This is a genomic window from Sphingomonas sp. GlSt437, assembly GCF_048015635.2.
GTDB lineage: Bacteria > Pseudomonadota > Alphaproteobacteria > Sphingomonadales > Sphingomonadaceae > Sphingomonas.
The window spans coordinates 552,146-576,611 of the sequence record NZ_JBPGYA010000002.1; the positions used below are offsets into that span (position 1 = coordinate 552,146).

The following is a 24,466-nucleotide window of genomic DNA, read 5'->3' on the forward strand; positions in this document are numbered from 1 at the left end:
CCCTCTCGCAAAGCCCGGCAATGGTCGCTATGTTGGCGCAATGACCAGCTACGTCGAAGTGACCAATGCCGACACGCCGATAGCGCGGACCGGCGCGATCAAGCTCCATGGGGCAGACGGCTTTGCCGGCATGCGCGCGGCGGGGCAGCTCGCGGCAGAAACGCTCGACATGCTGGTGCCGCATGTCGTGCCGGGCGTGACGACGGCGGCGCTCGACGATCTGGTCCGCGACTTCATCCTGGCGCGCGGCGCGGTGCCCGCGACGATCGGCTATCGCGGCTATGAGCATAGCTGCTGCATCTCGATCAACCATGTCGTCTGCCATGGCATCCCCGGCGACAAGGCGCTGAAGGACGGCGACATCGTCAATATCGACGTGACGCCGCTGCTCAACGGCTGGCACGGCGATTCGAGCCGCATGTTCCTGGTCGGCGACGTGCCGATCAAGGCGAAGCGGCTCGTCGAGGTTACCTATGAGGCGATGATGCTGGGCATCGAGCAGGCCCGGCCCGGCAACACGATGGGCGATGTCGCCCACGCCATCCAGAGCTTTGCCGAGCGCCATCGCTATGGCGTGGTACGCGATTTCTGCGGCCATGGCGTCGGCCGCCTGTTCCATGACGCGCCCGAAGTCGTCCATGTCGGTCGCCCCGGCACGGGCCCCGAACTGCGCCCCGGCATGTTCTTCACCATCGAGCCGATGATCAATATCGGCCGCGCGGACGTGAAAGTGCTCGATGATGGCTGGACGGCAGTGACTCGCGACCGGTCGCTCTCCGCGCAGTTCGAGCATTCGGTGGGGATTACCGAGACAGGCTGTGAGATTTTCACCAAGAGCCCCAAGGGCCTTGATCGCCCGCCTTACTAAGCGCGCGCTACTGCTGCAAAATTAGGCAACAATGTCGATCATGCGCAGGCGCTGGGCATAACCTGCCCGCCGAGGAGCGCGCGGTTTCGCCGTCTTCCGCCCCTCGCCTGTCTGGCATGCTTGTTGTAAGGTCTCGCGACAAGCAGCGGCCCGGCCGGAACACCGGCATGCCAGGGTGAGGACCAGCACAGGTGAAAAAGATCGAAGCCATCATCAAGCCGTTCAAGCTCGATGAAGTGAAGGAAGCGCTGCACGAAGTCGGCGTCAGCGGCATTACCGTCACCGAAGCCAAGGGCTTTGGCCGGCAGAAGGGCCATACCGAGCTATACCGCGGTGCGGAATATGTCGTCGATTTCCTGCCCAAGGTGAAGCTGGAAGTCGTGGTGGAAGACGCGATGGCGACGCGCGTTGTCGAGGCCATTGCCGCCGCCGCGCAGACCGGCCGCATCGGCGATGGCAAGATTTTCGTCATCCCGGTCGAGACTGCGCTGCGCATCCGCACTGGCGAGCGCGACGAAAACGCAATTTGACGCAGCGCAGCATTGTGGTGAACAATGCGGTGCTGAGAGCAACATGATTCTCCGGGAAGCCGGAGCGGGGACACAAATAGAAAGGGCACGAGTTCCATGGCCAATACCGCCGCTGACGTCTTGAAGCAGATCAAGGACGAGGAAATCGAATGGGTCGATCTGCGCTTCACCGATCCCAAGGGGAAGTGGCAGCACCTCACCATGGTCTCCAAGGTGATTGGCGAGGATGAGCTGACCGATGGCCTGATGTTCGACGGCTCGTCGATCGCCGGCTGGAAGGCGATCAACGAAAGCGACATGATCCTGAAGCCCGATTTGGACTCGGTCTATGTCGACCCCTTCTCGGCGACGCCGATGCTGATCATCTTCTGCGACATCGTCGAGCCTTTGACCGGCGAGCTTTACGCCCGCGACCCGCGCGCCACCGCCAAGCGCGCCGAGGCGTATCTGAAGGCAACCGGCGTGGGCGACACCGTCTATGTCGGGCCAGAAGCCGAGTTCTTCATGTTCGACGATGTGCAGTTCGAGACGAGCTACGCGACGTCCTTCTACAAGATCGACGATATCGAGCTGCCGACCAACACCGGCAAACCCTATGAGGGCGGCAACCTCGCCCACCGCCCGCGCGCCAAGGGCGGCTATTTCCCGGTCGCCCCGGTCGACAGCGCCACGGACATTCGCGGCGAGATGGTCTCGACGATGATGGAAATGGGGCTGCCCTGCGACAAGCACCATCACGAAGTCGCCGCCGCGCAGCATGAGCTCGGCCTGACCTTCGGCACGCTGGTGCAGACCGCCGACCGCATGCAGATCTACAAGTACGTCGTGCATCAGGTCGCCCAAGCCTATGGCAAGACCGCGACCTTCATGCCCAAGCCGATCAAGGAAGATAACGGCTCGGGCATGCACACCCATATGTCGATCTGGCAGAACGGCAATCCGCTGTTCGCCGGCAATGGCTATGCGGGGCTGAGCGACCTGTGCCTCTATTATATCGGCGGCGTCATCAAGCACGCCAAGGCGCTGAACGCGTTCACCAACCCGACCACCAACAGCTATAAGCGGCTGGTGCCGGGCTATGAAGCGCCGGTGCTGCTGGCGTACTCGAGCCGCAACCGCTCGGCGTCGTGCCGCATTCCTTATGGCGCGGGCAGCAAGGCCAAGCGCGTCGAGTTCCGCTTCCCCGATGCGCTCGCCAACCCCTATCTCGCTTATGCAGCGCTGCTGATGGCGGGCCTGGACGGCATCCAGAACCGCATCCATCCGGGCGATCCGATGGACAAGAACCTCTATGACCTGCCGCCCGCCGAGCTGGAGCAAGTGCCGACCGTGTGCGGCAGCTTGCGCGAGGCGCTCGACAGCCTGGAGGCAGACTATGAGTTCCTCCTGAAAGGCGATGTGTTCAGCAAGGACCAGATCGACGCCTATATCGAACTGAAGCGCGAGGACGTCGCCCGGTTCGAAATGACGCCGAGCCCGGTCGAGTATGACATGTATTACAGCTCGTAAGACGCTGTTCAGTCAGCGAAAAGGGCGTCCGGTCATGAACCGGGCGCCTTTTTCGTCTCAACCGAACCATGCCCGGCGGCCAACCACAATTGCGTCGATTGCATCTGCGTCCGTACCTCGAACGGCGTATATCGTTGCGCTGCGGCAATCGTCGCAGGCAGCGCCGGCAGCGGCGCGTTTCTCGAGGGTAATATGGTTGGCTTTTTCTACCTGATCGTCGTCGTCGCTATCGGGGCGGCGGTGGTGCTGGCACTCGGCTCGTTCGGTATCAACCAGGAATATGAGCGCGGCGTGGTCTTTCGCCTCGGCCGCCTGAGCGGCGTCAAAGGGCCCGGCCTGTTCTGGTTGGTGCCGCTGATCGACCGGGCGCGGCGCATCGACATCCGCACCATCACGCAGGAGCTCGCCTCGCAGGAAACCGTGACGCGCGACGGCGTCGCGGTCCGCGTCAACGCGGTCATCTGGTTTCGCGCGCATGATGCGGCGCGCGTGGTGACGACCGTGCTCGACTGGCAAGCCGCCATCGTCCAGTCCGCCGAGACCGCCATCCGTGACGCGATCGGCCAATCGGTGCTCGACCAGATCCTCAATGATCGCACCGCGATCAACATGCGCCTGCTCGAGCTGCTGCAGGCACGCTGCGAGGGCTGGGGCATCGCGGTGGACGGCGTCGAGATCAAGGACCTCGACATTCCCGCGCAGATGCAGCGCGCGATCGCCAAGGAAGCCGAAGCCATTCGCGAGAAGCGCGCCCGCATCATCAAGGCGGAAGGTGAGCAGGAAGCGGCACGGACGCTGGCGGAAGCAGCCGCCGCGATCGCCAACGTCCCCGGCGCGCTGGAGCTGCGCCGCCTGCAAACCCTGGCCGAAATCGGCGTCGAGCATAATTCGACGATCGTCGCGATGTTCCCGACCGAATTGCTGGAGGCGGCGAAGCGGCTTGGCGTAACGTCCGTTGGGAAATGATGGCTGGGCAGCACTAGGCGAATTGGGGCAATGGCGCGTCTGCTGGTCGGCGCTCTGTCAGTGGTTGCCGACCGCTGCCAGCCCAGCCCTTCGCAGGCATTGAGTGGCGCGTTGCTGCCCCTTATCGACGCGACGATGGTTGATCCGATTGCTCCAACCGCGCGCGCGCCGCGCCTCGCGCTGGCGCTTGGCCTTGCCGGGTTGCTGCCGGCACTCGCCGCGCTGGTCCTGACGCGCGACCCCGAGTGGCGCTTTTCCGCGCTGTCGCTCGGCTTTGCCTATGTCGCGCTGATCCTGAGCTTTCTGGGCGGGCTGTGGTGGGGCCTCGCCGCGCGGGCGGAGCGCGCGCCCGGCTGGCTGTGGGTTGCTGCCGTCAGCCCCAGCCTTGTCGCGCTCACCGGCTTCTGGCCCTGGGCATTCGGTGATCCCTGGCCGGGGCCGTCCTTCATCTGGCTTGGCGCGGCGCTGATTGCGGCGCTTGGCGTGGACGTCGCGCTGGTTCGGCAAGCGTTGGCACCGCGCTGGTGGCTCAGCCTGCGCTTGCCGCTGTCGCTGGGTCTTGGCCTGATCTCGATTGCGCTGGGCCTCGCCTAATAGTCCTTCGATACCTTGACGTTGGCGCTGGTGCGGCCGAGCGTCGACACCGTCGAGAGCAGCGACAGCCAGCGCGTCACCTGAAACTCGACTTGCGTCGCCGAATAACCCTGCCCGTCGGTGATGATCTCGGCATAGAGCCGGCGCGTCACATATTTGCCCGCTGCGAAGGCGGTGGCGCGCTTGATTGTGGGGTCCGCCGGCAGGATGCGCAGCCGGTCCAGCCCGACGGCGCGGCGCACCGCGTTGATCGGGTTCAGGCCATTGCCGCCATTCTGCAGCGCCGACACCGCGGCAGCGAGTTGCAGCGCTTCGGGTGCCGACAAATTGGTGATCGAGGTGCCGAACAGCAGCCGCGAGAGCAGCTCATCCTCGGGCAGCGCAGGCACGCTGGTGAAGCTGATGAGCGGCTTGGTCGCCTGGCCCGTCACGCGGATCGAGGCGCTGAGGTTGGTCGCATCGCCATTGGCCTGGATGTCGAGCGTCGGGTCGACCGGCTGCTCGCCGCCGAAGCGGATCGCGCCGCGCTCCAGCGCGAATTCGCGGCCAGCGAATTCGTAATTGCCACGCACCAGATCGGCACGACCGGTGATGATCGGATCGGTCGGCTCGCCCTGGATTCGTAGAGTCGCCGACCATTCGCTCGACAAGCCGAGGCCCGTCACCGTCAGCCCGCGATCGGCGTGCGCGGCGATGTCGAGGCGCCACGGCTTGACCGGCACGTCATCGTCCACGTCATCATTGGGCAAATTGATCTCGCGGATGTTGAGGCGGGGAATGGCGGTTGCGGCGGCGGCCTGACCCAGCCGATAGCGCCCCTTGTCGAGCGTCACGGTGCCGGCGATCGTGCCGCCCGAGCCATCCGACTTGATCGTCAACGGCCCGGTGACCGTGGCGGCGATATCGTCGCGGTTGATCGCCAGCGCGTTCGCCCCTTGGAGGCTCAAATCGATGCCGAAGCCATTGACCGCCGCGAAATCGAAGGTGCCGGTGCCGGTGACGCGCCCGCCTTTGCCGGCATCGGCGGCGAAGCTGGAGATCGCGAGCTTCGATCCTGAGAAAGCGCCCGCCGCCTGCACATTGGTGAGCACCGTGCCGGTGACGGGGCTTTCGATCCGTGCGCCATTGGCCCGGAGCGCACCGCGAATGCGCGGATCGTTGACGCTGCCGCTGATATCCGCCCCGATCGCGACCGGGCCGGACAAGTCGATCGTCTCGAGCCCAGTCAACCGCCACAGCGTATCGGCGGGTCCGTTGTAGCGGATCTGCGCGAACAGCCCGGCATGACCCAATCGCGTGGCAATATCACCCGAGCCCAGCGGCGCGAGCCGGGCCTGGGCGCGGCCGATCGTCTTGCCATCGCTCGCCATCACCGCACGCAGCACCGCCGCGTCGGGCGCGAGCACGCCGGCCAGCCCGACATCGATCGGCTTCGAAACCTGGACGAGGCCCGACCGGCTGAGGCCGCGCACGGTGAGGTTGACCTTGCCCACCGGCGCCGCGCCTTGCCGGTCGGCATAGCTGACCTTGCCCGAGGCGACACCGGCCAGCCCCAGATTGGGGTAAGCAATGTCGAGCAGCGACAGCGGCAGACGCGTAACGACGGCATCGACCGAGCCGCCATTGCCGCCGAACGTCCCCGATATGTCCGCCTCGCCATCGGCGAACAGGATGCGCGCCGGCGTCAGCCGCCATTCGTTGCCGTCACGCGTGAAGACCGCCGCTTCGGGCAAGCGGATGGTGCGCTGGTCGATCGTGCCGTTGGCGACAAGCGCGTAGCGATCGGGCGCGACATCGATCACGCTGTTGATGTCGAACGCGCGGCCGCGCTGGCCGCTCAATTTGGCGACAATCTGGCCCCGCCCGTCCTTCAGGCGCACCGACCCGGTCGCGCGCGACAACGCCAGCGAGCCGCGCCGCAAGCCACCGATGCGGAAATCGCCCGTCACGCTCGCGCCCCCCGGATCGAGCAGCGCGACCGCATCGAGTTTGCCGCTGCGCAGCCGGACGCCGTTATCGAATTGCGCGCGATCGGCGACGAGATGCGCCTCGATCCGCTGGATATCGCCCGTCGGGGACAAGGCCAGCGTGCCGTTGATGCCGCCGCGCACCAGCGTGACGGTGCCGTCCAGCCCGTTGTCGAGCAACCGCAGCGTGCCGCTCGCATGCACGCCGCCGGCATCAAGCGAGGAAATAATCAGCGAGCCAGTGCCGCCTTTGGGGAGTAGCAATTGGCCGTTGCCGGTAAATGCCCCGAGCAGCGAGCCGCCGCTCGCAGTGAGGGTATAGCCCGCCGCCGTCGGCACCAGTTCGGCCTTCACGTCGCGCAGGCCGAGCGCTTCGTTCGGGTGATCGAAGCTGAGCTTGAGATGCGGCCGCTCGATCGGGCCGTCGAGCGCAAGGGTGAAGGGCCCGTAGCGCGCCTGCGTCCCCCGCCCGGCAAAGACGAAGCGGCCATCGCGCTGGCGATAGCCATTGCCGGTGAGGCGGATATCGCGCGCGGTCAGCACCAGATTGACGAAGTGGAGCGTGCCGTCATTGTCGCGCTCCAGCCCGGTGACGAGCTTGGGCAAACCGCCGGCAAGGGTGCGGAACAGCGCATTGTCGAGGCGGACGACTTGCGCGGTGCCCTTGCCGACCAGCTTGACGCCGCCCGGCCGCGGCTCGAGATGGAGCGTCGAGGCGACGTCGACGATGCCCAGCCCGGGGACAAGGTAGCGCGCCAGCGTGCCGGTCAGGCCGACCTGATACTGCCCGGATTTCAGATCGAGCGTGATATCGACCGTGCCGTTCAATTTGTCCGACCGGAATTTGAGCGCCTTGGCGGCAATCTGGCTTGCGTCCGCGCGGAACGCGCCAGTGACCGACAGATTGCGCAGAATGCCGCCGGCGACATCGCCGACGCCGGTAACGCGCGCGACTTGGAGCGCGATCGGCACGATGACGGGCAGGCGCGACAAATGGCCGCGTCCGTCTGCGCGCGCCTGATCGAAACCGGTCGGCCCGAACGCGACATGGTCCGCCGCCAGCCGATAATCGAACAGCGCGGTATCGAACGCGCCGTCGAGCAACAGGCGCAATTCGATCGCGCGGCCAGTCATGTCGGGCACCAGCGCCTTGGGATCGAGCAGCCGTGCCGTCAGCCGTACGTTGCGGTAGAGCGCCTGGGCAAGATCGACCCCGCCCGACACCTCGACCGCGAGCGCAGGGGAGCGTAGTGATAGCGATCCGTCGATCTGGCGATTGGCAAAGGTCGCGGCCCCGTTCACCTGCACACGCGGCGATCCCAGCCGGGCGAGCTTGCTCGTGGTGACCGCCGCCGGGGTCAGCGCGCCGCTGAGCGAGTAGCGGCCGGCCTGATTGGCGAGCGCCAGGTCGACCGCCGTCGCACCGGCGACCTGCATTAGCGCCCGCCCGCGCCAATCTTGCCAGCGCCCTTTGCCGTCCACGTCGATCGCCAACGGTTTGGCGAGCCCGGCCATCCGCGCCAGCACGCCGGTGGCGGCGCTCTGCGCGTGGAGATCGATGTCGAGGCGGTCGCGGTCAGGCTCGGCATCGAGTAGCAAGCGCAGCCGGTCGCTGCCCTCGACCCGTGCCGCCAGATCGACAAGCGCGCGGCCATGGCGAACGTCGGCGCGACCCTGCAGCATCCCAGTCCGCGCGACGCCCGTTATCGCTGGCGCTACGATCAACCGGTCGACGCGCAGCAGCCCGACATGAATGTCGAAGCCGGGCAGGATCGGCCCGGTGCGCCCCGTCGGGCGAAGTTGCGGCAGCTTCTCCAGCCGCGCGACCGGCACGATGAGCGACTGGATATCGAGCCGGTTGCCCAGCCACGCCCAGGGCGCCCAGTCCAGCTCGGCAACCGGCGCCGCCAGTACCACCCCCTTGGGGTCGCTGATCCGCACATCGACCAAGGTCGCGCGGCCGAAGATCGAGCCTTTGATCCGCCCGATCGAGTAACGCAGGCCATTGGCGGGCCGCAGCGCGGCGATGCGATCGACGAGGAAGCGATGGCCGATATCGCTGTCAATCGCCACGACTCCCGCGCCGATCAACGCCAGCAGCCCGACCACGCCCCAGCCGACCATGCGCCACCAGCGGGGTCGCCTCCTCACCACCTCGGGCGCCTGTGTCACGTCCGCCTCGCTCAAAATGCCTGCCCCAGCGACACGTACACGGCGACGCGCGGGTCGCCCTTTTGCGGATTGAGCGGCGTGCCGACATCGATGCGGATCGGGCCGAAATTGGTGTAGTACCGCACGCCCAGCCCCGCGCCATATTGCAGGCCGGTAAATTTGGGCAGCGCGCTGGTGTAGATGTTCCCGGCATCGAAGAACGGCACCAGCCCGAAATTGCCGAACGCGCGGATGCGGCCCTCGATCGAGAATTCGGTCAGGCTGCGGCCGCCGATCGGATCGTTATTGGGGTCGCGCGGGCCGATATCCTGATAGCCATAGCCGCGCACCGAGGCGCCACCGCCGGCATAATAACGGCGCGACGGCGCCACCGCATCACGCGGCGCACCGGCGATCGTCCCGAGCCGCACGCGGCCGGCAAGCACGAACTTGTCGGTGATCGACTTGTAGACGCTGCCGTCAAGCTGGACGCGGGCATAGCCGAACACCTTGCCCTCCAGCGATAATTCGGGCGACAGGCGCAAGCCCAAGCGGAAGCCCTTGGTCGGGTTGAGCAGATCGTCCGACCCGTCGTAAACCAGCGACGTCGGCAGCGCGGCGATGAAGAAGGTGCGCCGTCGCGGCGCACCGGTCGATAGGATCACGTCCCGCTCGTCCGATCCGGTCAGTTCGGCGCCGACCGACCAGGTCCAGTCCTTCTGGAAGAAGATGTTGGTCTGGCGCTCCAAGCTGCCCGACAGCGTAGCGCTCGTTGCCTGATAGGAAGTGCGGCGGACGTTCGAGGCGATCAGCTGCCCGGTCAGCACGCGGTCACGGCCTTCGAAATTGTTGCGGCGGAAAATCACCCCGCCCGATTGCTCCTGCGTGCCGAGCACGCCTTGAAAGGTCAGCGCGCCTTCGGGCGGGAAGAAGTTGCGATGCGTCCAGTCGACCTCGGCGCGCACACCTTCGCCAGTGCCATAGCCGAGCTGCCCGGCAATGGTGTGCGGCGGCGCCGGCTCCATCTTGATCGCGAGGTCGACCGCATCCGGCGCGGCACCCGGCACCGGCTTGATCTCGAGCGTCGAGACGAGGCCCGTCTGGATAATCGCGCGACGCAAATCCTCCACCTTCGTCGTGTCATAGGCGTCGCCGGGGTGGAAGCGCGCGATCTGCTGGATATGGTGCGCGTCGAAGATGCGGTTCGGCGGCGTGGTGATCTGGCCGAAATTGCGCGCGGTGCCCGGCTTCACACTCAGATCGAGGGTGGCTGTCTGCGTCGCGTGGTCGACGACGATCGCGCTCTGACCGATATTGCCGAACGCGAAGCCCTGATGGCCGAGCTCGGCGCGCAACGCTTCCTCGCCCGCCGCGATCTTGTCGGCATCGACGGCGGAGCCATCGCCGACGCCGAAGCTGCGTTCGAGCGCGCCTGCCTTGTCGCCTGCCGCTGTCACGCCATTCAATCGCACCGCCGCGAACCGATAGAGGCGCCCCGGCTCGGCCGTGAGCACCACTTCCGGTCGCCCGTCCTTCACTTCGACCGTCGTCGTCACGCGCGCGTCGTAATAACCCTGGCCTTCGAGCAGCGTGGTCAGCAGCAGCGCATCCTCGCGCGCGCGGCGCTGGATCTGCGCGGCATTGGCGGTGCCCTTCTGGTTCGCGCGCAGGCTGGAGAGCTGCTCGAAACGCTGGCGGAACAGCCCTTCATCGATCGCCTCGACGCCGTCGATCCGGTAGGTGTAATGCGACAGCTCGGCGATCGCGGTCTTGCCAGTATCGACCGCCGCGGTCGCGTCGGTCTTGGACAGATCGGGCCAGGCGACACCGAGATCGGGCATGGGCGCGAGCGGCGCATCGGGATCGAGCATCGGCGCGTCGGGATCGGGCTTCGCCGGCGCCTGGCTGGTGGGGGCCGCCGGCGCGAGAGGCGCTGCAGGCGGCGGTGCTGCTGCCCACAGCCACCCTGCGACCGCACAGGCCAGCGCACCGTGGGACGCAATAACCAACATGGCGAGGGCTTAGCGGCGGGCGGACCCCAGCGACAAGTACTTGTGTGACATTCGCTTACATTTCGCCGCGCCCAGCGGGCAGCCTGGCCGCTGAGTCAATGCACCGTGCCGACCGGCCGATCGAGGCTCATCACCAGGATCAGCCGCTCGATCTGCCGCCAGCGGCAGAAATGGATGTGATTGCCGACATCGCGGCTGCGGTCGGCGCGGGCCGCCGCTTCAAACCCAGCATCGTCGCCATAGAGCGCGATCAGGTCGACTGCGTCGGCCAGCACCCGGTGGTCGGCGACATAGGGCATCACCGTCATGCGTTCATCTCCCCGCATTGTTCCCGCCAGCGGCAAGCGCCGGCCTCGCGTCGCGGCGGCTGATACGCCCAAAAGCACGGCGTTTCCTTACGCGCGTTGGTAAACGCGGCGGTTGCCGTGTTTGCGGGGCTGGCGCGACCGGTCCGGGCGTGGCACACGCGCCGCCATGGCAAGCAAATCAGGTGGCCGCGCCGGCGGCGTGTTGATTGCGCTCGGCGCGATGATCGGGCCGGTGATAGGCCTTTACGCCGGCCAGCCCTCGATCGGCCTGCTCGCCGGCGTCGGCATCGGTGCGGCGCTCGCCCTCATCATCTGGCTGACCGACCGCGGCTAACCGCGCAGGCGGTCCTTCAAATGATCGGCGACGCGCAGCGCATTGGCGACGATCGTCAGCGTCGGGTTGACCGCTGAGGACGAGACGAAAAAGCTGCTGTCGACCGCGTAGAGATTGTCGACCTCATGCGCCTTGCACCACGGGTCGAGCACGGAGGTCGCCGGATCGCTACCGAAGCGCAGCGTGCCGCATTGGTGCGCGGTGCCGTAGAGCGGCAGCAGCGAATCGACCGAGAAATGGTGCCCCATCAGTACATGATGCGCGGTCACGAAGCCGTTGATCCCGGCGCGCAATTTCTGCACCAGCCGGTTGTGCGCCGACAAGTCGCCGAACGTATAGCTCAGGTGAATCTGGCCATCGGCGCCGACAGTCACGCGATTGTCCGCGCTCGGCAGATCTTCGGACATGGCGAGGAAACTCACCATCCGCCCCGCCACCGCATTGGCGATGAAGTCGGGCACAATGCTCGGCGGCAGCCAATCCGACACCTGCCCCTCGATCGTCGCACCCGACATATATTCGAGCATCTGAATCTGCCCCATCGGATAGGGGTAGCTGCCGTCGGGCTCGCCGAAATAAAAATCGTTGACGCACAGCGTCTTGGGGAAGTCCGACTGGAAATGATCGGCGGCGAGCGCGATCACGGCCGATGTCGCGTGGAACATATAATTGCGCCCGACCTGATCCGAGCCATTGGCGAGGCCTGCTGGGTGCTGCGGGCTCGCCGATTGCAGCCAGATCGCCGCTGAATTGGCCGCGCCGGCAGCAGTAACGATCAGGTCGCCAGTGATCCGGTCCTCGCCCGTCAACCCTGTGGTGATGACGGCGGTGGCGGTCTTGCCGGTCGCGTCGGTCTCGATGCGCAGCACTTTGCGCCCCGTCGCCAGCGTCACATTGGGATAAGCGACGGCCTTGTTGAGCACCGCCGAGCGCGCATCGACCTTGCCGAGCACGCGACAGGGATAGCCGCCACAGGTGCGGCAGCGGATGCACGGCTCGGTCGCGGGTGCCGCGTCGTTACGGCGGATGCCGAGCGGCAGCGGCGACGGGTGCCAGCCGATCGCCGAAAAATGCGCCGCCAGCTCGACGACGCCGGGGTCGTGTGCGATCGCGGGGTAAGGGAAAGGCGGATCGTCGGGCTGGTCATTGGGATCGACGCCGCGCGTGCCATGCACTTCCCACAGCTGCTCGGCTTGCTGATACCAGGGCGCCATGTCGGCGTAGCTGACCGGCCAGGCGGGCGAGACGCCGCCCGCATGCGTCACCTCCTCGAAGTCGCGCTTCTTCATCCGCATCAGCGCGGCGCCGTAGAAGCTGGTATTGCCGCCGGCCCAATAATGGGTGTTGGGGATGAAGGGCTTGCCGTCCTTGTCGATCCACTGCTCGCGCGTGCGGTATTTGCGGTCGATGAACACGGCTTTCGACGACCAGTTATCCGCCTCGACCGGCAGGATCGCGCCGCGCTCCAGGATCAGGATCGATTTGCCGGTGTCGGCCAGCGCATAAGCCAGCGTCGCCCCGCCCGCGCCCGAGCCGATGATGATCACGTCGTAATGCGCCATGCCTGCCCCTGTCCCCCCGCTACGTCATTGACCGCCCGGCGATCCGCACCAGCGCATCGGGCGCAATCTTCATCACCAGCGCTGCCAGGCGATTATGCCAGCCGGGGATGACGATCAGCTTGCCGCGCGCATTGCCCGCCAGCGCCGCGCGCGCGACATCCTGCGGCGTCGAGACAAACATCGTGCCGCCCGCGCCCTCAATGCCATTGGCCTCGCGAAACTCGCTGGTGGTCGAGCCGGGCAACACCGAGGTGCACACAACGCCCTGCCCGCGCACCTCGGCATCGAGCGACAGCATGAATTTATGCGCGAATGCCTTCGCTGCTGGATACAGCGTGTGGCCGCGCCCGCCCTGCGACAGCGCGAGGATCGAGGAGACGGTGATAATCCGCCCGCTACCCCGCGCCAGCATCGCCGGGAGCAAGGCGTGAGTCAGCTCGACGACGGCGGTGACCAGAGTGGCGAGGCAATCGCGCTGCGTCGGCCAATCGGTCGCCGCGAATTGATCAGCGATGGTGTAGCCGGCATTGTTGACGAGCAGGTCGACCGGCCGCCCGCCCAACGCTGCGATGATGCTCGGCACCGCCTCGGCCCGCGATAAATCAACGGCGACGTGATCCGCGCGGATGCCATGATCGCCGCTCAGCCGCTCGGCCAGTGCCCGCAATCGCGCTTCGCGGCGCGCGACCAGCATCACATCATGACCAGATCGCGCAAGCTCTTCCGCAAACGCCTCGCCGATCCCCGCCGACGCGCCGGTGATGATGGCAAGACGCGGGGGAGACAAAGCCATGGCGCTGTTATCCACCAGCAACGGGGCCGCGCCAAGCCTTTGCGTTACCGCGCTTCGATCCTAATGCGCCGCCACCCGGTGCCGCGCGAACAAACCGTTGATCGGCACGCCGATGATCGCCTTGATGACAAGCCGATCGGGATTGGCGCCAAAGCCGCGTCCGACCCCCAGATTCAGGTCCCATTTGCCGAGGCCGATATCGGCGGTCGCATACACCGCCTGCTCGCTGCTGCCGAAATGGCCAAGATTCTTGAGCTCGCCGACGCCGTTATAGCCCTCGAACCCCAATGCAACGCGCTTCGAGATCGAATAGCTCACCTTGCTCGCCAGCTCGAGCGTCGCCGGCGCGGGCTGGGGCCCTGAAACGACAAAATCAAAATTGGTGTTGAGCGCGAGCAACCATTTCCCCGTCCGCGCGCCGAGCATGCCTTTCACCTCGGCATTCCAGGGATTGATGTCGAGCCGGCGATCGACATGGCCGATCTCGAAATTAACGCCGTACCAAAGATCGGCATTGCCGTGCGGGTGCGCGATATATTTGAGCCGCGCCTTTACCCCGCCGAAATTGAAATGCCCGTCGCGATCGATTGTCGAGAGCGGCAAATACAGCCCGGCTTCGAGATGGCGCGTAAGGCCATAGGAAAATTCGGGGGTGATGCGCAGGCGCTTGAGGCTGTCCTCCGCGCCGGGATAATCGCCGCGCGTGCTCTCGCCGGTCGCGACATAGTTGATGTGGGTATCGAGACCGACCTCGCCGGGCTCATCCAGATCGTCGATATAGACCTGGATTTCCTCGGGCGCAGCGTGCGCTACCGCCGGGACAAGCCCAGCCGACAGTGCCAACACACCCGCCAAAATGCGCGGCGTTGCCAAGCTAACGATACGGAATTTCAGAGATGGTGGAGCCGAGGGGGATCGAACCCCTGACCTCTGCAATGCCATTGCAGCGCTCTCCCAGCTGAGCTACGGCCCCATGCCTGCGCCAGGCCTGGGGGCCCGGCGTTGCGGCGCATAAACGAACGGGCGGCACTTTGGCAAGCGCCGCCTGCCGCCCGCGCGACGATCAACCGATCAGCGTTCCTCGTCGTCGCTCGGCGCTTCGACGCCGAGATCGTCGTCACCGCCCAGATCGACTTCGTCGTCGGGCGAGACTTCGCCGTCATCATCGGCGACGATGTCCAGATCCTCATCCTCGCCGCCGGCAAGATCGGTGTCGCCCTTTTCGGGCTGCAGCGCCTTGGGCGCATCGAACGCCATTGGCTGCTTGGACTTCAGGATCGGCTCCGGCTCCCAAGCGGTGCCGCAGTTGATGCAGGTCACGGGCTCGTCATTGCCCAGATCGTAAAAGCGCGTGGCGCATTTCGGGCACGTGCGTTTCGTGCCCCATTCCGGCTTCACCATAGGCTGTGCTAGGCCCTTTCAAACGTCTCGAAGTGGAGGATTGCCTGGCGGCAAGGCCACGCAAAGTGGGGGGCGCCTTGCCATAGCGCAAGCGCGCTGTCAAAGCCGCGCCGAATGAGCAGCGCTGCCCCCCTCCCCCAGCCGCGTAGCATCGGCGCGCGCGGGCCGTTGCGCGGCGCAATCACCGTGCCCGGCGACAAGTCGATCAGCCACCGCGCGCTGATGCTGTCGGCACTCGCGGTCGGCACCAGCCGGATCGAGGGGCTGCTGGAGGGCGAGGACGTGCTGGCGACAGCGGCGGCGATGCGGGCGATGGGCGCGCATGTCGAGCGCAGCGACGATGGCAGCTGGACGGTCGATGGCGTCGGCGTCGGCGGGCTGCTCCAGCCGGCGGGCGCGCTCGACATGGGCAATTCTGGGACGTCGACACGGTTGCTGATGGGGCTGGTCGCGAGCCACCCGATTACCGCGACGTTCACAGGGGACGCCTCGCTGTCGCGGCGACCGATGGCGCGCGTGATCGAGCCCCTGGCGCGGATGGGCGCCGACATCACCGCAAGCCCCCGTGACCGCCTGCCGCTGATGGTGCGCGGCCTATGCCCGGCGGTGCCGATCGACTACACCCTGCCCGTTGCCTCGGCGCAGGTGAAGTCGGCAGTGCTGCTCGCCGGGCTCAACACCCCCGGCATCACCCGCGTGATCGAACCTATTGCAACCCGCGACCACAGCGAGCGGATGCTGGCGGGTTTCGGCGCGAACCTTACCGTCGAACCAAGCCCCACCGGCTGTATCATCAGCCTGACCGGCGAGGCGGAACTCTTGCCGCAGAACATCGTTGTCCCAGGTGATCCGTCGTCGGCGGCTTTCTTCATCGTTGCCGCGACGATCGTTGAGGGATCGTCGATCACCATCGGCAATGTGGGGCTCAACCCGACGCGCGCCGGGCTGATCGCTGTGCTGCGGATGATGGGGGCGAAAATCGTCGAGGAAAATCCACGCATCGTCGGGGGCGAGCCGGTCGCGGATTTGCAGGTCCGCCACGCGCCCCTCACCGGCATCGAGGTGCCGCCCGACCTCGCGCCGAGCATGATCGACGAATATCCCGCGCTGTTCGTCGCCGCTGCCTTCGCGCAGGGCCGCACGGTCGCGCGCGGCGCGCATGAGCTTCGCGTGAAGGAATCGGACCGCATCGCGACGATGGCGGCGGCGCTTGGCGCGTGCGGCGTGCCAGTAGAGGAATTCGAGGACGGGCTCGCCATCACCGGCAGCGGCGGCGAGGCGATTGCCGGTGGCGCAACGATCGCCACCCGGCTCGACCACCGCATCGCGATGAGCATGGCGGTCGCCGGCCTTGCCGCGCGCCAGCCAATCACGCTCGATGATGCCGCGCCGATCGCGACCAGCTTCCCGGCGTTTTTCGACATGCTGGACACGCTTGCCGTCGCTGGCGATGGACGCACTGGTTGAGGGTGCCGGGGGCGTCATGATCATCGCCGTCGACGGACCGGCAGCATCGGGCAAGGGCACCATCGCGCGGGCACTGGCAGCGCATTACGGCTTGCCGCACCTCGATACCGGCCTGCTGTATCGCGCCGTCGCGTTCAACGTGCGGCGCATGGGGCTCGATCCGGCCAATCCCGACAATGCGCTGGCGGCGTGTCACTTCGACGATGCGCTTATGGCGGCGTCCGAGCTGCGCAGCGACGAGATTGGTTCGACCGCCTCGATCGTCTCCGCGCATCCCGGCGTGCGCGCCGCCCTGCTCGACCGCCAGCGCGCCTTCGCGGCGCAACCCGGCGGTGCCGTGCTCGACGGGCGCGACATCGGCACGGTGATCGCGCCCGAAGCCGACGCCAAGCTGTTCGTTAAAGCGACGCCGACGATCCGCGCCCAGCGCCGCCATGCCGAGCTGCGCGCCCGGGGTGTGACGACCACGCTCGACCGCGTCCTCGCCGACATCCGCGCCCGCGACGAGCGTGACAGCCACCGCAGCGCCGCCCCCCTGGTAATGGCGGCGGACGCGATGCTGCTCGACACCAGCTTCCTGTCGATCGAAGCAGCGGTGGCCAAATCGATCAGCCTGGTCGATGAACGCCGTCGTCGCCGGCTGGCGAAGGGCTAGGCGCGACACCGGTCTGGCTTGCTTTTTGGCGGGTTTGCGCCTATGTGCCACACCGTTCGACGGGCAGGTGCTCGTGGAGGATGGCGCAGGGGCATGCCCTTGGCGCCTTTTTCGCTTTGGTGAAACGCCCTCCATGGATCGGTCCGGCGGATGCTGCACGCGGCATTCGGCTCGTGTGGCGGTTCGGCCGAAAGACCGCCGGAGACAACCGGCTGGCCGGAAAAATCGATTGAATAGGACTGCGCACCTTTATGGCCACCACGGCTAATCCCACTCGCGACGATTTCGCGAAAATGCTTGAAGATACGCTTGGCGATGCCGATGGCTTTGAAGGCCGCGTCGTCAAGGGCACCGTCACCGCGATCGAGAATGACATGGCCGTCATCGACGTCGGCCTGAAGAGCGAAGGCCGCGTGCCGCTTCGCGAATTCGCCGCGCCGGGCCAGAAGGCCGAGCTGTCGGTCGGTGACGAAGTCGAAGTCTTTGTCGACCGCGTCGAGAACGTCCATGGCGAAGCGATGCTGTCGCGCGACCGTGCGCGCCGCGAAGCCGCGTGGGACACGCTGGAAACCGAATTCGCCAAGTCGGCGCGCGTCGAAGGCGTCATCTTCGGCCGCGTCAAGGGTGGCTTCACCGTCGATCTGAATGGCGCCGTTGCCTTCCTGCCCGGCAGCCAGGTCGATATCCGCCCGGTCCGCGACGTGACGCCGCTGATGGACATTCCGCAGCCATTCCAGATCCTGAAGATGGACCGCAAGCGCGGCAACATCGTCGTCTCGCGCCGCGCCATCCTCGAGGAAACCCGCGCCGAGCAGCGGTCGGGTCTGATCCTGTCGCTCAGCGAAGGCCAGATCATCGACGGCGTCGTCAAGAACATCACCGATTATGGTGCGTTCGTTGACCTGGGCGGCATCGACGGGCTGCTTCACGTGACCGATTTGAGCTACAAGCGGGTCAACCACCCGTCCGAAGTGCTCAACATCGGCGACACGGTGCGCGTCCAGATCATCCGTATCAACAAGGACACGCAGCGCATCAGCCTTGGCATGAAGCAGCTCGAGAGCGATCCCTGGGATGGCGCGATGGCGAAGTATCCAGTCGGCGCCAAGCTGTCGGGCCGCGTCACCAACATCACCGAATATGGCGCCTTCGTCGAGCTCGAGCCGGGCATCGAGGGCCTCGTCCATGTCAGCGAAATGAGCTGGACCAAGAAGAACGTCCACCCTGGCAAGATCGTCTCGACCAGCCAGGAAGTCGATGTCGTCGTGCTCGAAGTCGATGCCGACAAGCGCCGCATTTCGCTGGGCCTGAAGCAGGCGCAGCAGAATCCGTGGGAAGCCTTTGCCGAGGCGCACCCGGTCGGCTCGACCGTCGAGGGCGAAGTCAAGAACGCGACCGAGTTCGGCCTGTTCATCGGGCTCGACAATGATGTCGACGGCATGGTCCACATGTCGGACATCGCCTGGGGCATTTCGGGCGAGGACGCGCTGGCGCTCCATCGCAAGGGCGAGATGGTCAAGGCGATTGTGCTCGACATCGATGCCGAGAAGGAGCGCATCTCGCTCGGCATGAAGCAGCTCGAGCGCGGCGGTGTCGCCACGCCGGGCGCGGCCACCTCGGGTGATCGCCTCAACAAGAACCAGATCGTCACCGTCACCGTGCTCGAAGTCCGTGATGCGGGCCTTGAAGTGCAGGTCGGCGACGATGGTGCCACCGGCTTCATCAAGCGCACCGACCTTGGCCGCGACCGCGACGAGCAGCGCCCCGAGCGCTTCCAGGTCGGCCAGAAGATGGACGCGATGGTGACGGGCTTCGATCGGTCGAAGAAGCCGACCTTCTCGATCAAGGCGATGCAGATCTCCGAAGAGAAGCAAGCGGTTGCACAATATGGCTCGTCCGACTCGGGCGCATCGCTCGGCGACATCCTCGGCGAAGCGCTGAAAGCGCGCGCGGCCGACGCCAAGAAATAAGCTATACTACTTAGCGGGGGTGGTTTCTCGGCCGGGAAACCACCCCAAGCTACTCAATTTGCCTAGTTCTGTTCAAGAAAGGTTGCCGTCGACAGCCGGTCGGCATTATCCTCCATTTTGGGGTGAACGCTCTCGCCCGCGGAGACGAGGGCGAGAGCGTTGGGAGGAAACAATGATACGTTCAGAACTTATCGAGCGACTGGCTGCCGAAAATCCCGATCTTTCGGCACGCGACATCGAGACCATTGTCGGCACCTTTTTTGACGAGATAGCACAGCGCCTGGCCGACAATGGCCGCGTCGAGCTGCGCGGCTTTGGCGCGTTTTCGACGCGGGGGCGTGATGCGCGCACCGGCCGCAATCCGCGCACGGGCGACGTCGTTGCGGTAAACGCCAAGCGCGTGCCCTATTTCAAGCCCGGCAAGGAAATGCGGGCGCGCCTGAACGTCTGAGCCGCGGTTTTGCGGCACCGGCACGCTTGACGGGCGCCGCTTCATCGGCTTGCTGCGCACCGTGCATGCGGACGTGGCGAAACTGGCAGACGCAGCAGACTTAAAATCTGCTTTCCCCCGGGAAGTGCGGGTTCAAGCCCCGCCGTCCGCACCATTTGGCTTGATCAGGCGCGGTTGCGGGGTGGCCGGGCGACGGCTTCGGTGGCAGCATCGCGGCATGATCGCCGACCGCCGCACCACTGCATGAAGGCGCTGATGCCCCTGGCACGCGCGGGTGCTGGCTGCGTGGCCCTGCTCTTGCTGGCGCTGACCGCCGGGTGCAATCGCCGCAGCGATACGGGCCCGTTGACGGTCAGCGCGATCGGCCGCCCGCCGGCTCTCGTCGATGCGGCGCGAGGCGATGGCCGCGAGCCCGATCGCTTGCTGCGTGACGCCGTTGCGCAAGGCCTTGTCCGGTTCGACGCCGGCGGCGGCATCGAGCCCGGCCTTGCCGAGCGCTGGACCGTGATCGACGGCGGCATGACCTATATCTTCCGCTTGGGCGAAGCCGAGTGGGGCGATGGCGCCAAGGTGACCGCCGCCGATGTCGTCCGCATCCTGAAGCGCCAGCTCGGCCCGGGCTCGGCCAATCCGCTCGCGCCGTATCTCACGGCGATCAGCGACGTGGTCGAGATGACGCCCGAAGTCATCGAGGTCCGGCTGAAGCGCCCGCGCCCCGATCTGCTCAAGCTGTTCGCTCAGCCCGAACTCGACATTTTCCGCTTGCGTCCACCGGCGGGGAGCGGACCGTTCCGCTTGATCGGCCAAACGACGCAAGCGGTGCGGCTGCGCCTCGCCTTCGATCCGGCGCGCGTCGACAGTGACGAGGTTGCCGCTCCCGGCCCCGACTCGACGGTCACGCTCGTCGGCGAGCGTGCGTCGCGGGCGGTGACCCGCTTTGTCGAGCATCGCTCGGATCTGGTGCTCGGCGGTGGGTTTGCCGATTGGCCGCTGGTGCCGCTGGCCGGTGTGGCGCCGGCAAATCTCCGCCTCGATCCGGCAGCGGGGCTGTTCGGCCTCGCCATCCGCCATCGCACCGGCTTCCTTGGCGATCCCGCCAACCGCGCGGCGCTCGCCCAAGTCATCGACCGCAACGCGATCGTCGCGGCGTTCGCGCCGGGCTGGGCAGCGACCGAACAGCTTTTGCCCGATCAGCTCGATTCGAGCGCCGCGCCCGCGCTTGCGCCCTGGCAAAGCACTGCCGCTGCCGATCGTTACAGCGCCGCGCGCAGCGCCGTCGCTCGCTGGCAACGCGCCCATCCCGGCCCGGTCGTGCTATCGCTGGCGCTCCCCGACGGCCCCGGCGCCACCATCCTTTACGGCTTTGTCGGCGCCGCTTTCCGCTCGATCGGCATCGAGACGCGACGCACCGACTTGGCAGCCGATGCCGATCTTCGCCTCGTCGATGCGGTTGCGCCATATGACAGCGCACGCTGGTACCTCGCCACCGCTTGCGCGCCGTGCAGCGACGATGCGGAGACGGCGTTAATTGCCGCCCGCGATGCACCGAACCTCGACGAGCGCGGGCGTAAGATTGCCGAGGCCGACGCCGCGATCGCTGCCGACACACCGTTCATCGTCATCGCCCGGCCGCTGCGCTGGTCGCTGGTGGCGGTGCGGTTGCGGGCATGGCAACCCAACAGCCGCGCGTGGCATCCATTGAACCATCTGCGCGTTGACCCCAGCTAGGACACCATGGCCAAGACCGAGAACCGCCGCCTCGATGCCGAACAGCTGCGCCGCATAACCGCCGCGTTGCCGATCGGGCGTGACCCGCAGTCGGTGCGACAGCGCGTCGAGGCGATGGAGCATCTGCTCGAAGGGTTGGTAAAGATTCCTGGCTTCAAGCGCAGGATCGGCCTCGACGTGATCCTCGATTTCGTGCCGATTGCGGGCGATACCATCGCCGCCGCGCTCGGCGCCTGGATGGTGTGGGAAGCGCGCAATATCGGCATGTCGAAGATGCAAATGGCGCGGATGATGGGCAATGTCGGTTTCGATTTTCTGCTCGGGCTCATCCCCTGGGTGGGTGCGGTGCCCGACTTTTTCTTCCGGTCGAACACGATGAACCTCAAGATGATCAAACGCCACCTTGATCGTCATCATCCCTCGACAGTTGTCGTCGACACCAAGGCCCACAGATAGAGGCCTGAATTTTTTCGGTTATTCACGACTTGGCGGCTGACGTCTTGCTACGCTAATACTATGGCCCCCGTAAGGAGGCCAGCGTCGCGGCGTGAACCAACCGCTCATCCTGACCGGCTCGACGCCCAACACGGCCTTAACCGCCGAGGATGGCCCCACGCGTCTCATCGGCCGCATCGTCGCCGAGGTACAGCTTGCAGTGATGACGGCGGCGCTCGACCTCGTCGAGACCGAGAACGACCGGTCGATCGACCTTGACCGTGCGGTTGTGCTCTTCGTCATCCTGCGCGCCGGCTATGCACGGCAACCGGGGCTGACGGCAGGCGACGATGCCGCGACGATCAGCATCAACGCGATGGCCTCGTCGCTCAATCGGCCCTTCGAGACGGTGCGACGCCACGTCAACGCGCTGATCGCCGCGGGCATCTGCTGCAAATGCCGCCGCGGCGTGTGCATCAGCAGCGACTTCGCCGGCAGCGCGGTTCTCGAGCGGACGATCGGCCGCGTTCACGACGCCATGGTGCTGCTCATCGTCTATGTACGGCGCCACGGCATCGCACTGCCGCCCCAACGGCCGGATATCGCGTACGACAAGGACGCGACGATCGCCGCCGCGCTCGATCTGCTGCTCGCCGCGTTCGAATATGTGACGCCTTATTATAGCGACTGGATGGAAATGCGCGTGCTGAACGCAATCATCGCCGCCAATGCGCGGCGCGTGACGTTCGATCCGGGGCTGGCGCAGATGTACGCGCGGCGCGACACCATACCGCCTGATCGGCTGCGCGTGCCGGTCAGCGTCGCGGAGGTCGCGCGAGTAATGCGCATCCCTTATTCGACCACGCAACGCTATGTGAACCGCGCGATTGCCGAGGGACGGTTGAGGCGCGTGACGGGTGGCGTGCTAGCGACGCAGGAATTGCTCGCCCAGCCTGCCGTCCAAGTCGCCGGCCCAGCCGCCATGGCCAAGGCGATGCGCGCCTTCGGGCGGTTAGTTCCCGGCGGCTTCCCCTTTGACGACCCGGCAAGCTGCTATCTCGTTGGCCCGCCCGACCTGCTCGATTTCGGCACCGGCATGCCGGCGATGATCTGACGATCAGGCGCGGGGCGGCTGGCGCCGGTAGCTGAGCGCCTCGGCGATGTGGAGGCGGCCAATCTGCTCGGCACCGGCTAAGTCCGCGATGGTGCGCGCGACGCGCAGCACCCGGGTATAGCCGCGCGCGGTGAGCCGCATCGCGGCGGCGGCTTGCGAGAGCAGGGCTTGACCAGCATCGTCGGGGGTCGCGGCTGCATCGAGGACGGGCCCTTCCGCTTCGGCATTGGTGCGGATGCCGGCATTGGCATAGCGTTCGGTCTGGATGGCGCGCGCCGCCGCGACGCGTGCCGCCACGGCAGCCGACCCTTCGCTCGGCGCGGGCAGCACCAGATCAGCCGCGCTCACCGCCTGAACCTCGACGTGGAGATCGATGCGATCGAGCAGCGGCCCTGATACCTTGGCCTGATAATCCGCAGCACAACGCGGTGCGCGGGCGCAGGCGAGCGCCGCATCCCCCAGATGGCCACACCGGCACGGATTCATCGCGGCAATCAGCTGAACCCGCGCCGGAAAAGTTACGTGCGCATTGGCGCGGGCAACGCTGACCGTGCCGGTCTCCAACGGTTGCCGCAGCGAGTCGAGCACCGCACGCTGGAACTCGGGCAGCTCGTCGAGGAACAGCACGCCGAGATGGGCCAGGCTCACTTCGCCCGGCTTCACCCGCAAGCCGCCGCCGACCAACGCTGCCATCGACGCCGAATGGTGCGGCGCGCGATAGGGCCGCACTCGCGTCATCCGCCCGCCCGCCAGCGTGCCCGCGACCGACGCGACCATCGACACTTCGAGCGCTTCGGCGGCCGATAGCGGCGGCAAGATGCCCGGCAGGCACGATGCCATCAGCGATTTGCCCGAGCCTGGCGGCCCGACCATCACCAGATTATGCCCGCCCGCCGCCGCAATCTCGAGCGCGCGCTTGGCGGTCTCCTGACCCTTCACTTGTGCGAGGTCCGGGCCGAAGCCCGCATCCTCCGCCTCGCCGGGCTGCGGCGCCGAGAGCAGCTGCAATCCCTTCAAATGGTTGAGCAGGCCAAGCAAGTCAGGCGCAGCGACGATGTCGACATCACCCGCCCACGCCGCCTCCGCACCTTGTGCCACCGGGCAGATCAAGCCCTTGTCGGTCGCCGAGGCGTGCAACGCGGCAAGCAGCACGCCGGGCGATGGCGCCACCCGCGCATCGAGCCCGAGCTCGCCCACCACGACATAGCCTGCCAGCGTCTCGGCATCCGCCACCCCCATCGCGGCGAGCAGCGCCAGCGCGATCGGCAGATCGTAATGCGAGCCTTCCTTGGGCAGATCAGCGGGCGAGAGATTGACGGTGATCCGCTTGGGCGGCAGCGCCAGCCCCATCGCGGCGATTGCCCCCCGCACCCGCTCACGGCTTTCGGCGACGGCCTTGTCCGCCAGCCCGACGATGGTGAACGCCGGCAGGCCCGGCGCCAGCTGCACCTGCACTTCGACGCCGCGCGCCTCCAGCCCCAGATACGCGCATGTCGAGACGATCGCGACCATCATGCCCCCCGGCCAATTGCCTGTTCATAGACGGAAAATCCGCGCCGCGAAGCCCCAATGCAACACTCCTCTCCCCTTGCGGGAGAGGATAGCGCAGCTTGCCGACTTGTCGGCTAGCGGAGCTTGGAGAGGGGGATGC

The 24,466-nt window shown here is 66.4% G+C and carries 21 protein-coding genes and 2 tRNA genes; 14 read left to right on the top strand and 9 right to left on the bottom strand.

All coding sequences use genetic code 11. The features are described 5' to 3' along the window. Positions 1-40: 40 nt before the first annotated feature. From map to ACLB0R_RS12140, 5 genes are all read left to right on the top strand, one after another. A complete protein-coding gene (map, locus tag ACLB0R_RS12120) occupies positions 41-868 on the top strand; it encodes a type I methionyl aminopeptidase (protein ID WP_416643439.1) in 828 nt (275 codons plus the stop codon). Between the two features lie 191 nt (positions 869-1,059). Then, on the top strand, positions 1,060-1,398 hold the full coding sequence (locus ACLB0R_RS12125) for a P-II family nitrogen regulator (RefSeq protein ID WP_416643438.1): 339 nt from the start codon (positions 1,060-1,062) through the stop codon (positions 1,396-1,398). Between the two features lie 96 nt (positions 1,399-1,494). Further along, on the top strand, positions 1,495-2,907 hold the full coding sequence (glnA, locus tag ACLB0R_RS12130) for a type I glutamate--ammonia ligase (protein WP_416643437.1): 1,413 nt from the start codon (positions 1,495-1,497) through the stop codon (positions 2,905-2,907). Between the two features lie 192 nt (positions 2,908-3,099). Beyond that, positions 3,100-3,873 (top strand): SPFH domain-containing protein, encoded by a 774-nt coding sequence (locus ACLB0R_RS12135; protein WP_416643436.1) that lies wholly within the window; start codon positions 3,100-3,102, stop codon positions 3,871-3,873. A gap of 30 nt (positions 3,874-3,903) precedes the next feature. After that, positions 3,904-4,467, top strand: coding sequence for a DUF3429 domain-containing protein (locus tag ACLB0R_RS12140; RefSeq protein WP_416643435.1), 564 nt, complete (start codon positions 3,904-3,906; stop codon positions 4,465-4,467). On the opposite strand, the gene ACLB0R_RS12145 is transcribed toward ACLB0R_RS12140, so the two are convergent. The 3 genes from ACLB0R_RS12145 to ACLB0R_RS12155 form a co-directional block, all read right to left on the bottom strand. Then, positions 4,464-8,558 carry a translocation/assembly module TamB domain-containing protein gene (locus ACLB0R_RS12145; RefSeq protein WP_434953862.1) on the bottom strand — a complete coding sequence of 1,365 codons (4,095 nt, stop codon included), beginning with the start codon at positions 8,556-8,558 and terminating at the stop codon, positions 4,464-4,466. The two genes, ACLB0R_RS12140 and ACLB0R_RS12145, sit on opposite strands and share 4 nt — an antisense overlap. A 59-nt stretch (positions 8,559-8,617) precedes the next feature. Then, on the bottom strand, positions 8,618-10,597 hold the full coding sequence (locus ACLB0R_RS12150) for an autotransporter assembly complex protein TamA (protein WP_416643433.1): 1,980 nt from the start codon (positions 10,595-10,597) through the stop codon (positions 8,618-8,620). A gap of 95 nt (positions 10,598-10,692) precedes the next feature. After that, positions 10,693-10,905, bottom strand: coding sequence for a hypothetical protein (locus tag ACLB0R_RS12155; RefSeq protein WP_416643432.1), 213 nt, complete (start codon positions 10,903-10,905; stop codon positions 10,693-10,695). Positions 10,906-11,071: 166 nt separating this feature from the next. On the opposite strand from ACLB0R_RS12155, the gene ACLB0R_RS12160 reads away from it, so the two are divergent. After that, on the top strand, positions 11,072-11,239 hold the full coding sequence (locus ACLB0R_RS12160) for a hypothetical protein (RefSeq protein ID WP_416643431.1): 168 nt from the start codon (positions 11,072-11,074) through the stop codon (positions 11,237-11,239). Here the strand turns inward: ACLB0R_RS12160 and ACLB0R_RS12165 are convergent. From ACLB0R_RS12165 to ACLB0R_RS12185, 5 genes are all read right to left on the bottom strand, one after another. Beyond that, on the bottom strand, positions 11,236-12,801 hold the full coding sequence (locus tag ACLB0R_RS12165) for an FAD-dependent oxidoreductase (RefSeq protein ID WP_416643430.1): 1,566 nt from the start codon (positions 12,799-12,801) through the stop codon (positions 11,236-11,238). The genes ACLB0R_RS12160 and ACLB0R_RS12165 overlap by 4 nt on opposite strands. Before the next feature lie 19 nt (positions 12,802-12,820). Further along, complete coding sequence (locus ACLB0R_RS12170) at positions 12,821-13,594, bottom strand: SDR family NAD(P)-dependent oxidoreductase (protein WP_416643429.1); 774 nt, start codon at positions 13,592-13,594, stop codon at positions 12,821-12,823. A 60-nt stretch (positions 13,595-13,654) separates the two neighbouring features. Continuing rightward, positions 13,655-14,437: a hypothetical protein gene (locus ACLB0R_RS12175; RefSeq protein ID WP_416643428.1), complete on the bottom strand. Its 783-nt coding sequence runs from the start codon at positions 14,435-14,437 to the stop codon at positions 13,655-13,657. A 54-nt stretch (positions 14,438-14,491) separates the two neighbouring features. Continuing rightward, a tRNA-Ala gene (locus tag ACLB0R_RS12180) sits at positions 14,492-14,567 on the bottom strand. A 98-nt stretch (positions 14,568-14,665) separates the two neighbouring features. Continuing rightward, complete coding sequence (locus tag ACLB0R_RS12185) at positions 14,666-14,995, bottom strand: TIGR02300 family protein (RefSeq protein WP_416643427.1); 330 nt, start codon at positions 14,993-14,995, stop codon at positions 14,666-14,668. 114 nt (positions 14,996-15,109) lie between these two features. Between ACLB0R_RS12185 and aroA the strand changes: the two genes are divergently transcribed. The 8 genes from aroA to ACLB0R_RS12225 all read left to right on the top strand — a co-directional run bounded on the left by aroA (position 15,110) and on the right by ACLB0R_RS12225 (position 22,815). Beyond that, positions 15,110-16,462, top strand: a complete 1,353-nt coding sequence (gene aroA, locus ACLB0R_RS12190) for a 3-phosphoshikimate 1-carboxyvinyltransferase (protein ID WP_416643426.1) — start codon at positions 15,110-15,112, stop codon at positions 16,460-16,462. A gap of 16 nt (positions 16,463-16,478) precedes the next feature. Beyond that, positions 16,479-17,117: a (d)CMP kinase gene (gene cmk, locus ACLB0R_RS12195; protein ID WP_416643425.1), complete on the top strand. Its 639-nt coding sequence runs from the start codon at positions 16,479-16,481 to the stop codon at positions 17,115-17,117. Positions 17,118-17,368: 251 nt separating this feature from the next. Next, positions 17,369-19,087, top strand: coding sequence for a 30S ribosomal protein S1 (gene rpsA / locus ACLB0R_RS12200; RefSeq protein WP_416643424.1), 1,719 nt, complete (start codon positions 17,369-17,371; stop codon positions 19,085-19,087). Positions 19,088-19,259: 172 nt separating this feature from the next. Further along, positions 19,260-19,538, top strand: a complete 279-nt coding sequence (gene ihfB / locus ACLB0R_RS12205; RefSeq protein ID WP_416643423.1) for an integration host factor subunit beta — start codon at positions 19,260-19,262, stop codon at positions 19,536-19,538. Between the two features lie 67 nt (positions 19,539-19,605). Further along, positions 19,606-19,692, top strand: a tRNA-Leu gene (locus tag ACLB0R_RS12210). Between the two features lie 89 nt (positions 19,693-19,781). Then, entirely contained in the window at positions 19,782-21,266 is a 1,485-nt protein-coding gene (locus ACLB0R_RS12215; protein ID WP_434953850.1) for an ABC transporter substrate-binding protein, read from the top strand. A 6-nt stretch (positions 21,267-21,272) separates the two neighbouring features. Beyond that, positions 21,273-21,722, top strand: a complete 450-nt coding sequence (locus ACLB0R_RS12220; RefSeq protein ID WP_416643421.1) for a DUF4112 domain-containing protein — start codon at positions 21,273-21,275, stop codon at positions 21,720-21,722. 91 nt (positions 21,723-21,813) lie between these two features. After that, positions 21,814-22,815, top strand: coding sequence for a hypothetical protein (locus ACLB0R_RS12225; protein ID WP_416643420.1), 1,002 nt, complete (start codon positions 21,814-21,816; stop codon positions 22,813-22,815). A gap of 3 nt (positions 22,816-22,818) precedes the next feature. Here ACLB0R_RS12225 and ACLB0R_RS12230 read toward each other — a convergent pair whose 3' ends face one another. Further along, positions 22,819-24,327, bottom strand: coding sequence for a YifB family Mg chelatase-like AAA ATPase (locus ACLB0R_RS12230; protein ID WP_416643952.1), 1,509 nt, complete (start codon positions 24,325-24,327; stop codon positions 22,819-22,821). Positions 24,328-24,466 lie beyond the last annotated feature (139 nt).

What these genes read in the sequence shown, in the direction of transcription:
- ACLB0R_RS12230 (WP_416643952.1), bottom strand. Translation starts at nt 24,327, where the DNA reads ATGGTCGCGATCGTCTCGACATGCGCGTATCTGGGGCTGGAGGCGCGC.
- ACLB0R_RS12160 (WP_416643431.1), top strand. Translation starts at nt 11,072, where the DNA reads ATGGCAAGCAAATCAGGTGGCCGCGCCGGCGGCGTGTTGATTGCGCTC.
- ACLB0R_RS12220 (WP_416643421.1), top strand. Translation starts at nt 21,273, where the DNA reads ATGGCCAAGACCGAGAACCGCCGCCTCGATGCCGAACAGCTGCGCCGC.
- ACLB0R_RS12145 (WP_434953862.1), bottom strand. Translation starts at nt 8,558, where the DNA reads ATGGTCGGCTGGGGCGTGGTCGGGCTGCTGGCGTTGATCGGCGCGGGA.
- ACLB0R_RS12170 (WP_416643429.1), bottom strand. Translation starts at nt 13,594, where the DNA reads ATGGCTTTGTCTCCCCCGCGTCTTGCCATCATCACCGGCGCGTCGGCG.
- map (WP_416643439.1), top strand. Translation starts at nt 41, where the DNA reads ATGACCAGCTACGTCGAAGTGACCAATGCCGACACGCCGATAGCGCGG.
- ACLB0R_RS12165 (WP_416643430.1), bottom strand. Translation starts at nt 12,801, where the DNA reads ATGGCGCATTACGACGTGATCATCATCGGCTCGGGCGCGGGCGGGGCG.
- ACLB0R_RS12140 (WP_416643435.1), top strand. Translation starts at nt 3,904, where the DNA reads ATGGCGCGTCTGCTGGTCGGCGCTCTGTCAGTGGTTGCCGACCGCTGC.
- rpsA (WP_416643424.1), top strand. Translation starts at nt 17,369, where the DNA reads ATGGCCACCACGGCTAATCCCACTCGCGACGATTTCGCGAAAATGCTT.
- aroA (WP_416643426.1), top strand. Translation starts at nt 15,110, where the DNA reads ATGAGCAGCGCTGCCCCCCTCCCCCAGCCGCGTAGCATCGGCGCGCGC.
- glnA (WP_416643437.1), top strand. Translation starts at nt 1,495, where the DNA reads ATGGCCAATACCGCCGCTGACGTCTTGAAGCAGATCAAGGACGAGGAA.
- ACLB0R_RS12150 (WP_416643433.1), bottom strand. Translation starts at nt 10,597, where the DNA reads ATGTTGGTTATTGCGTCCCACGGTGCGCTGGCCTGTGCGGTCGCAGGG.
- ACLB0R_RS12155 (WP_416643432.1), bottom strand. Translation starts at nt 10,905, where the DNA reads ATGACGGTGATGCCCTATGTCGCCGACCACCGGGTGCTGGCCGACGCA.
- ACLB0R_RS12215 (WP_434953850.1), top strand. Translation starts at nt 19,782, where the DNA reads ATGAAGGCGCTGATGCCCCTGGCACGCGCGGGTGCTGGCTGCGTGGCC.
- cmk (WP_416643425.1), top strand. Translation starts at nt 16,479, where the DNA reads ATGATCATCGCCGTCGACGGACCGGCAGCATCGGGCAAGGGCACCATC.
- ihfB (WP_416643423.1), top strand. Translation starts at nt 19,260, where the DNA reads ATGATACGTTCAGAACTTATCGAGCGACTGGCTGCCGAAAATCCCGAT.
- ACLB0R_RS12185 (WP_416643427.1), bottom strand. Translation starts at nt 14,995, where the DNA reads ATGGTGAAGCCGGAATGGGGCACGAAACGCACGTGCCCGAAATGCGCC.
- ACLB0R_RS12135 (WP_416643436.1), top strand. Translation starts at nt 3,100, where the DNA reads ATGGTTGGCTTTTTCTACCTGATCGTCGTCGTCGCTATCGGGGCGGCG.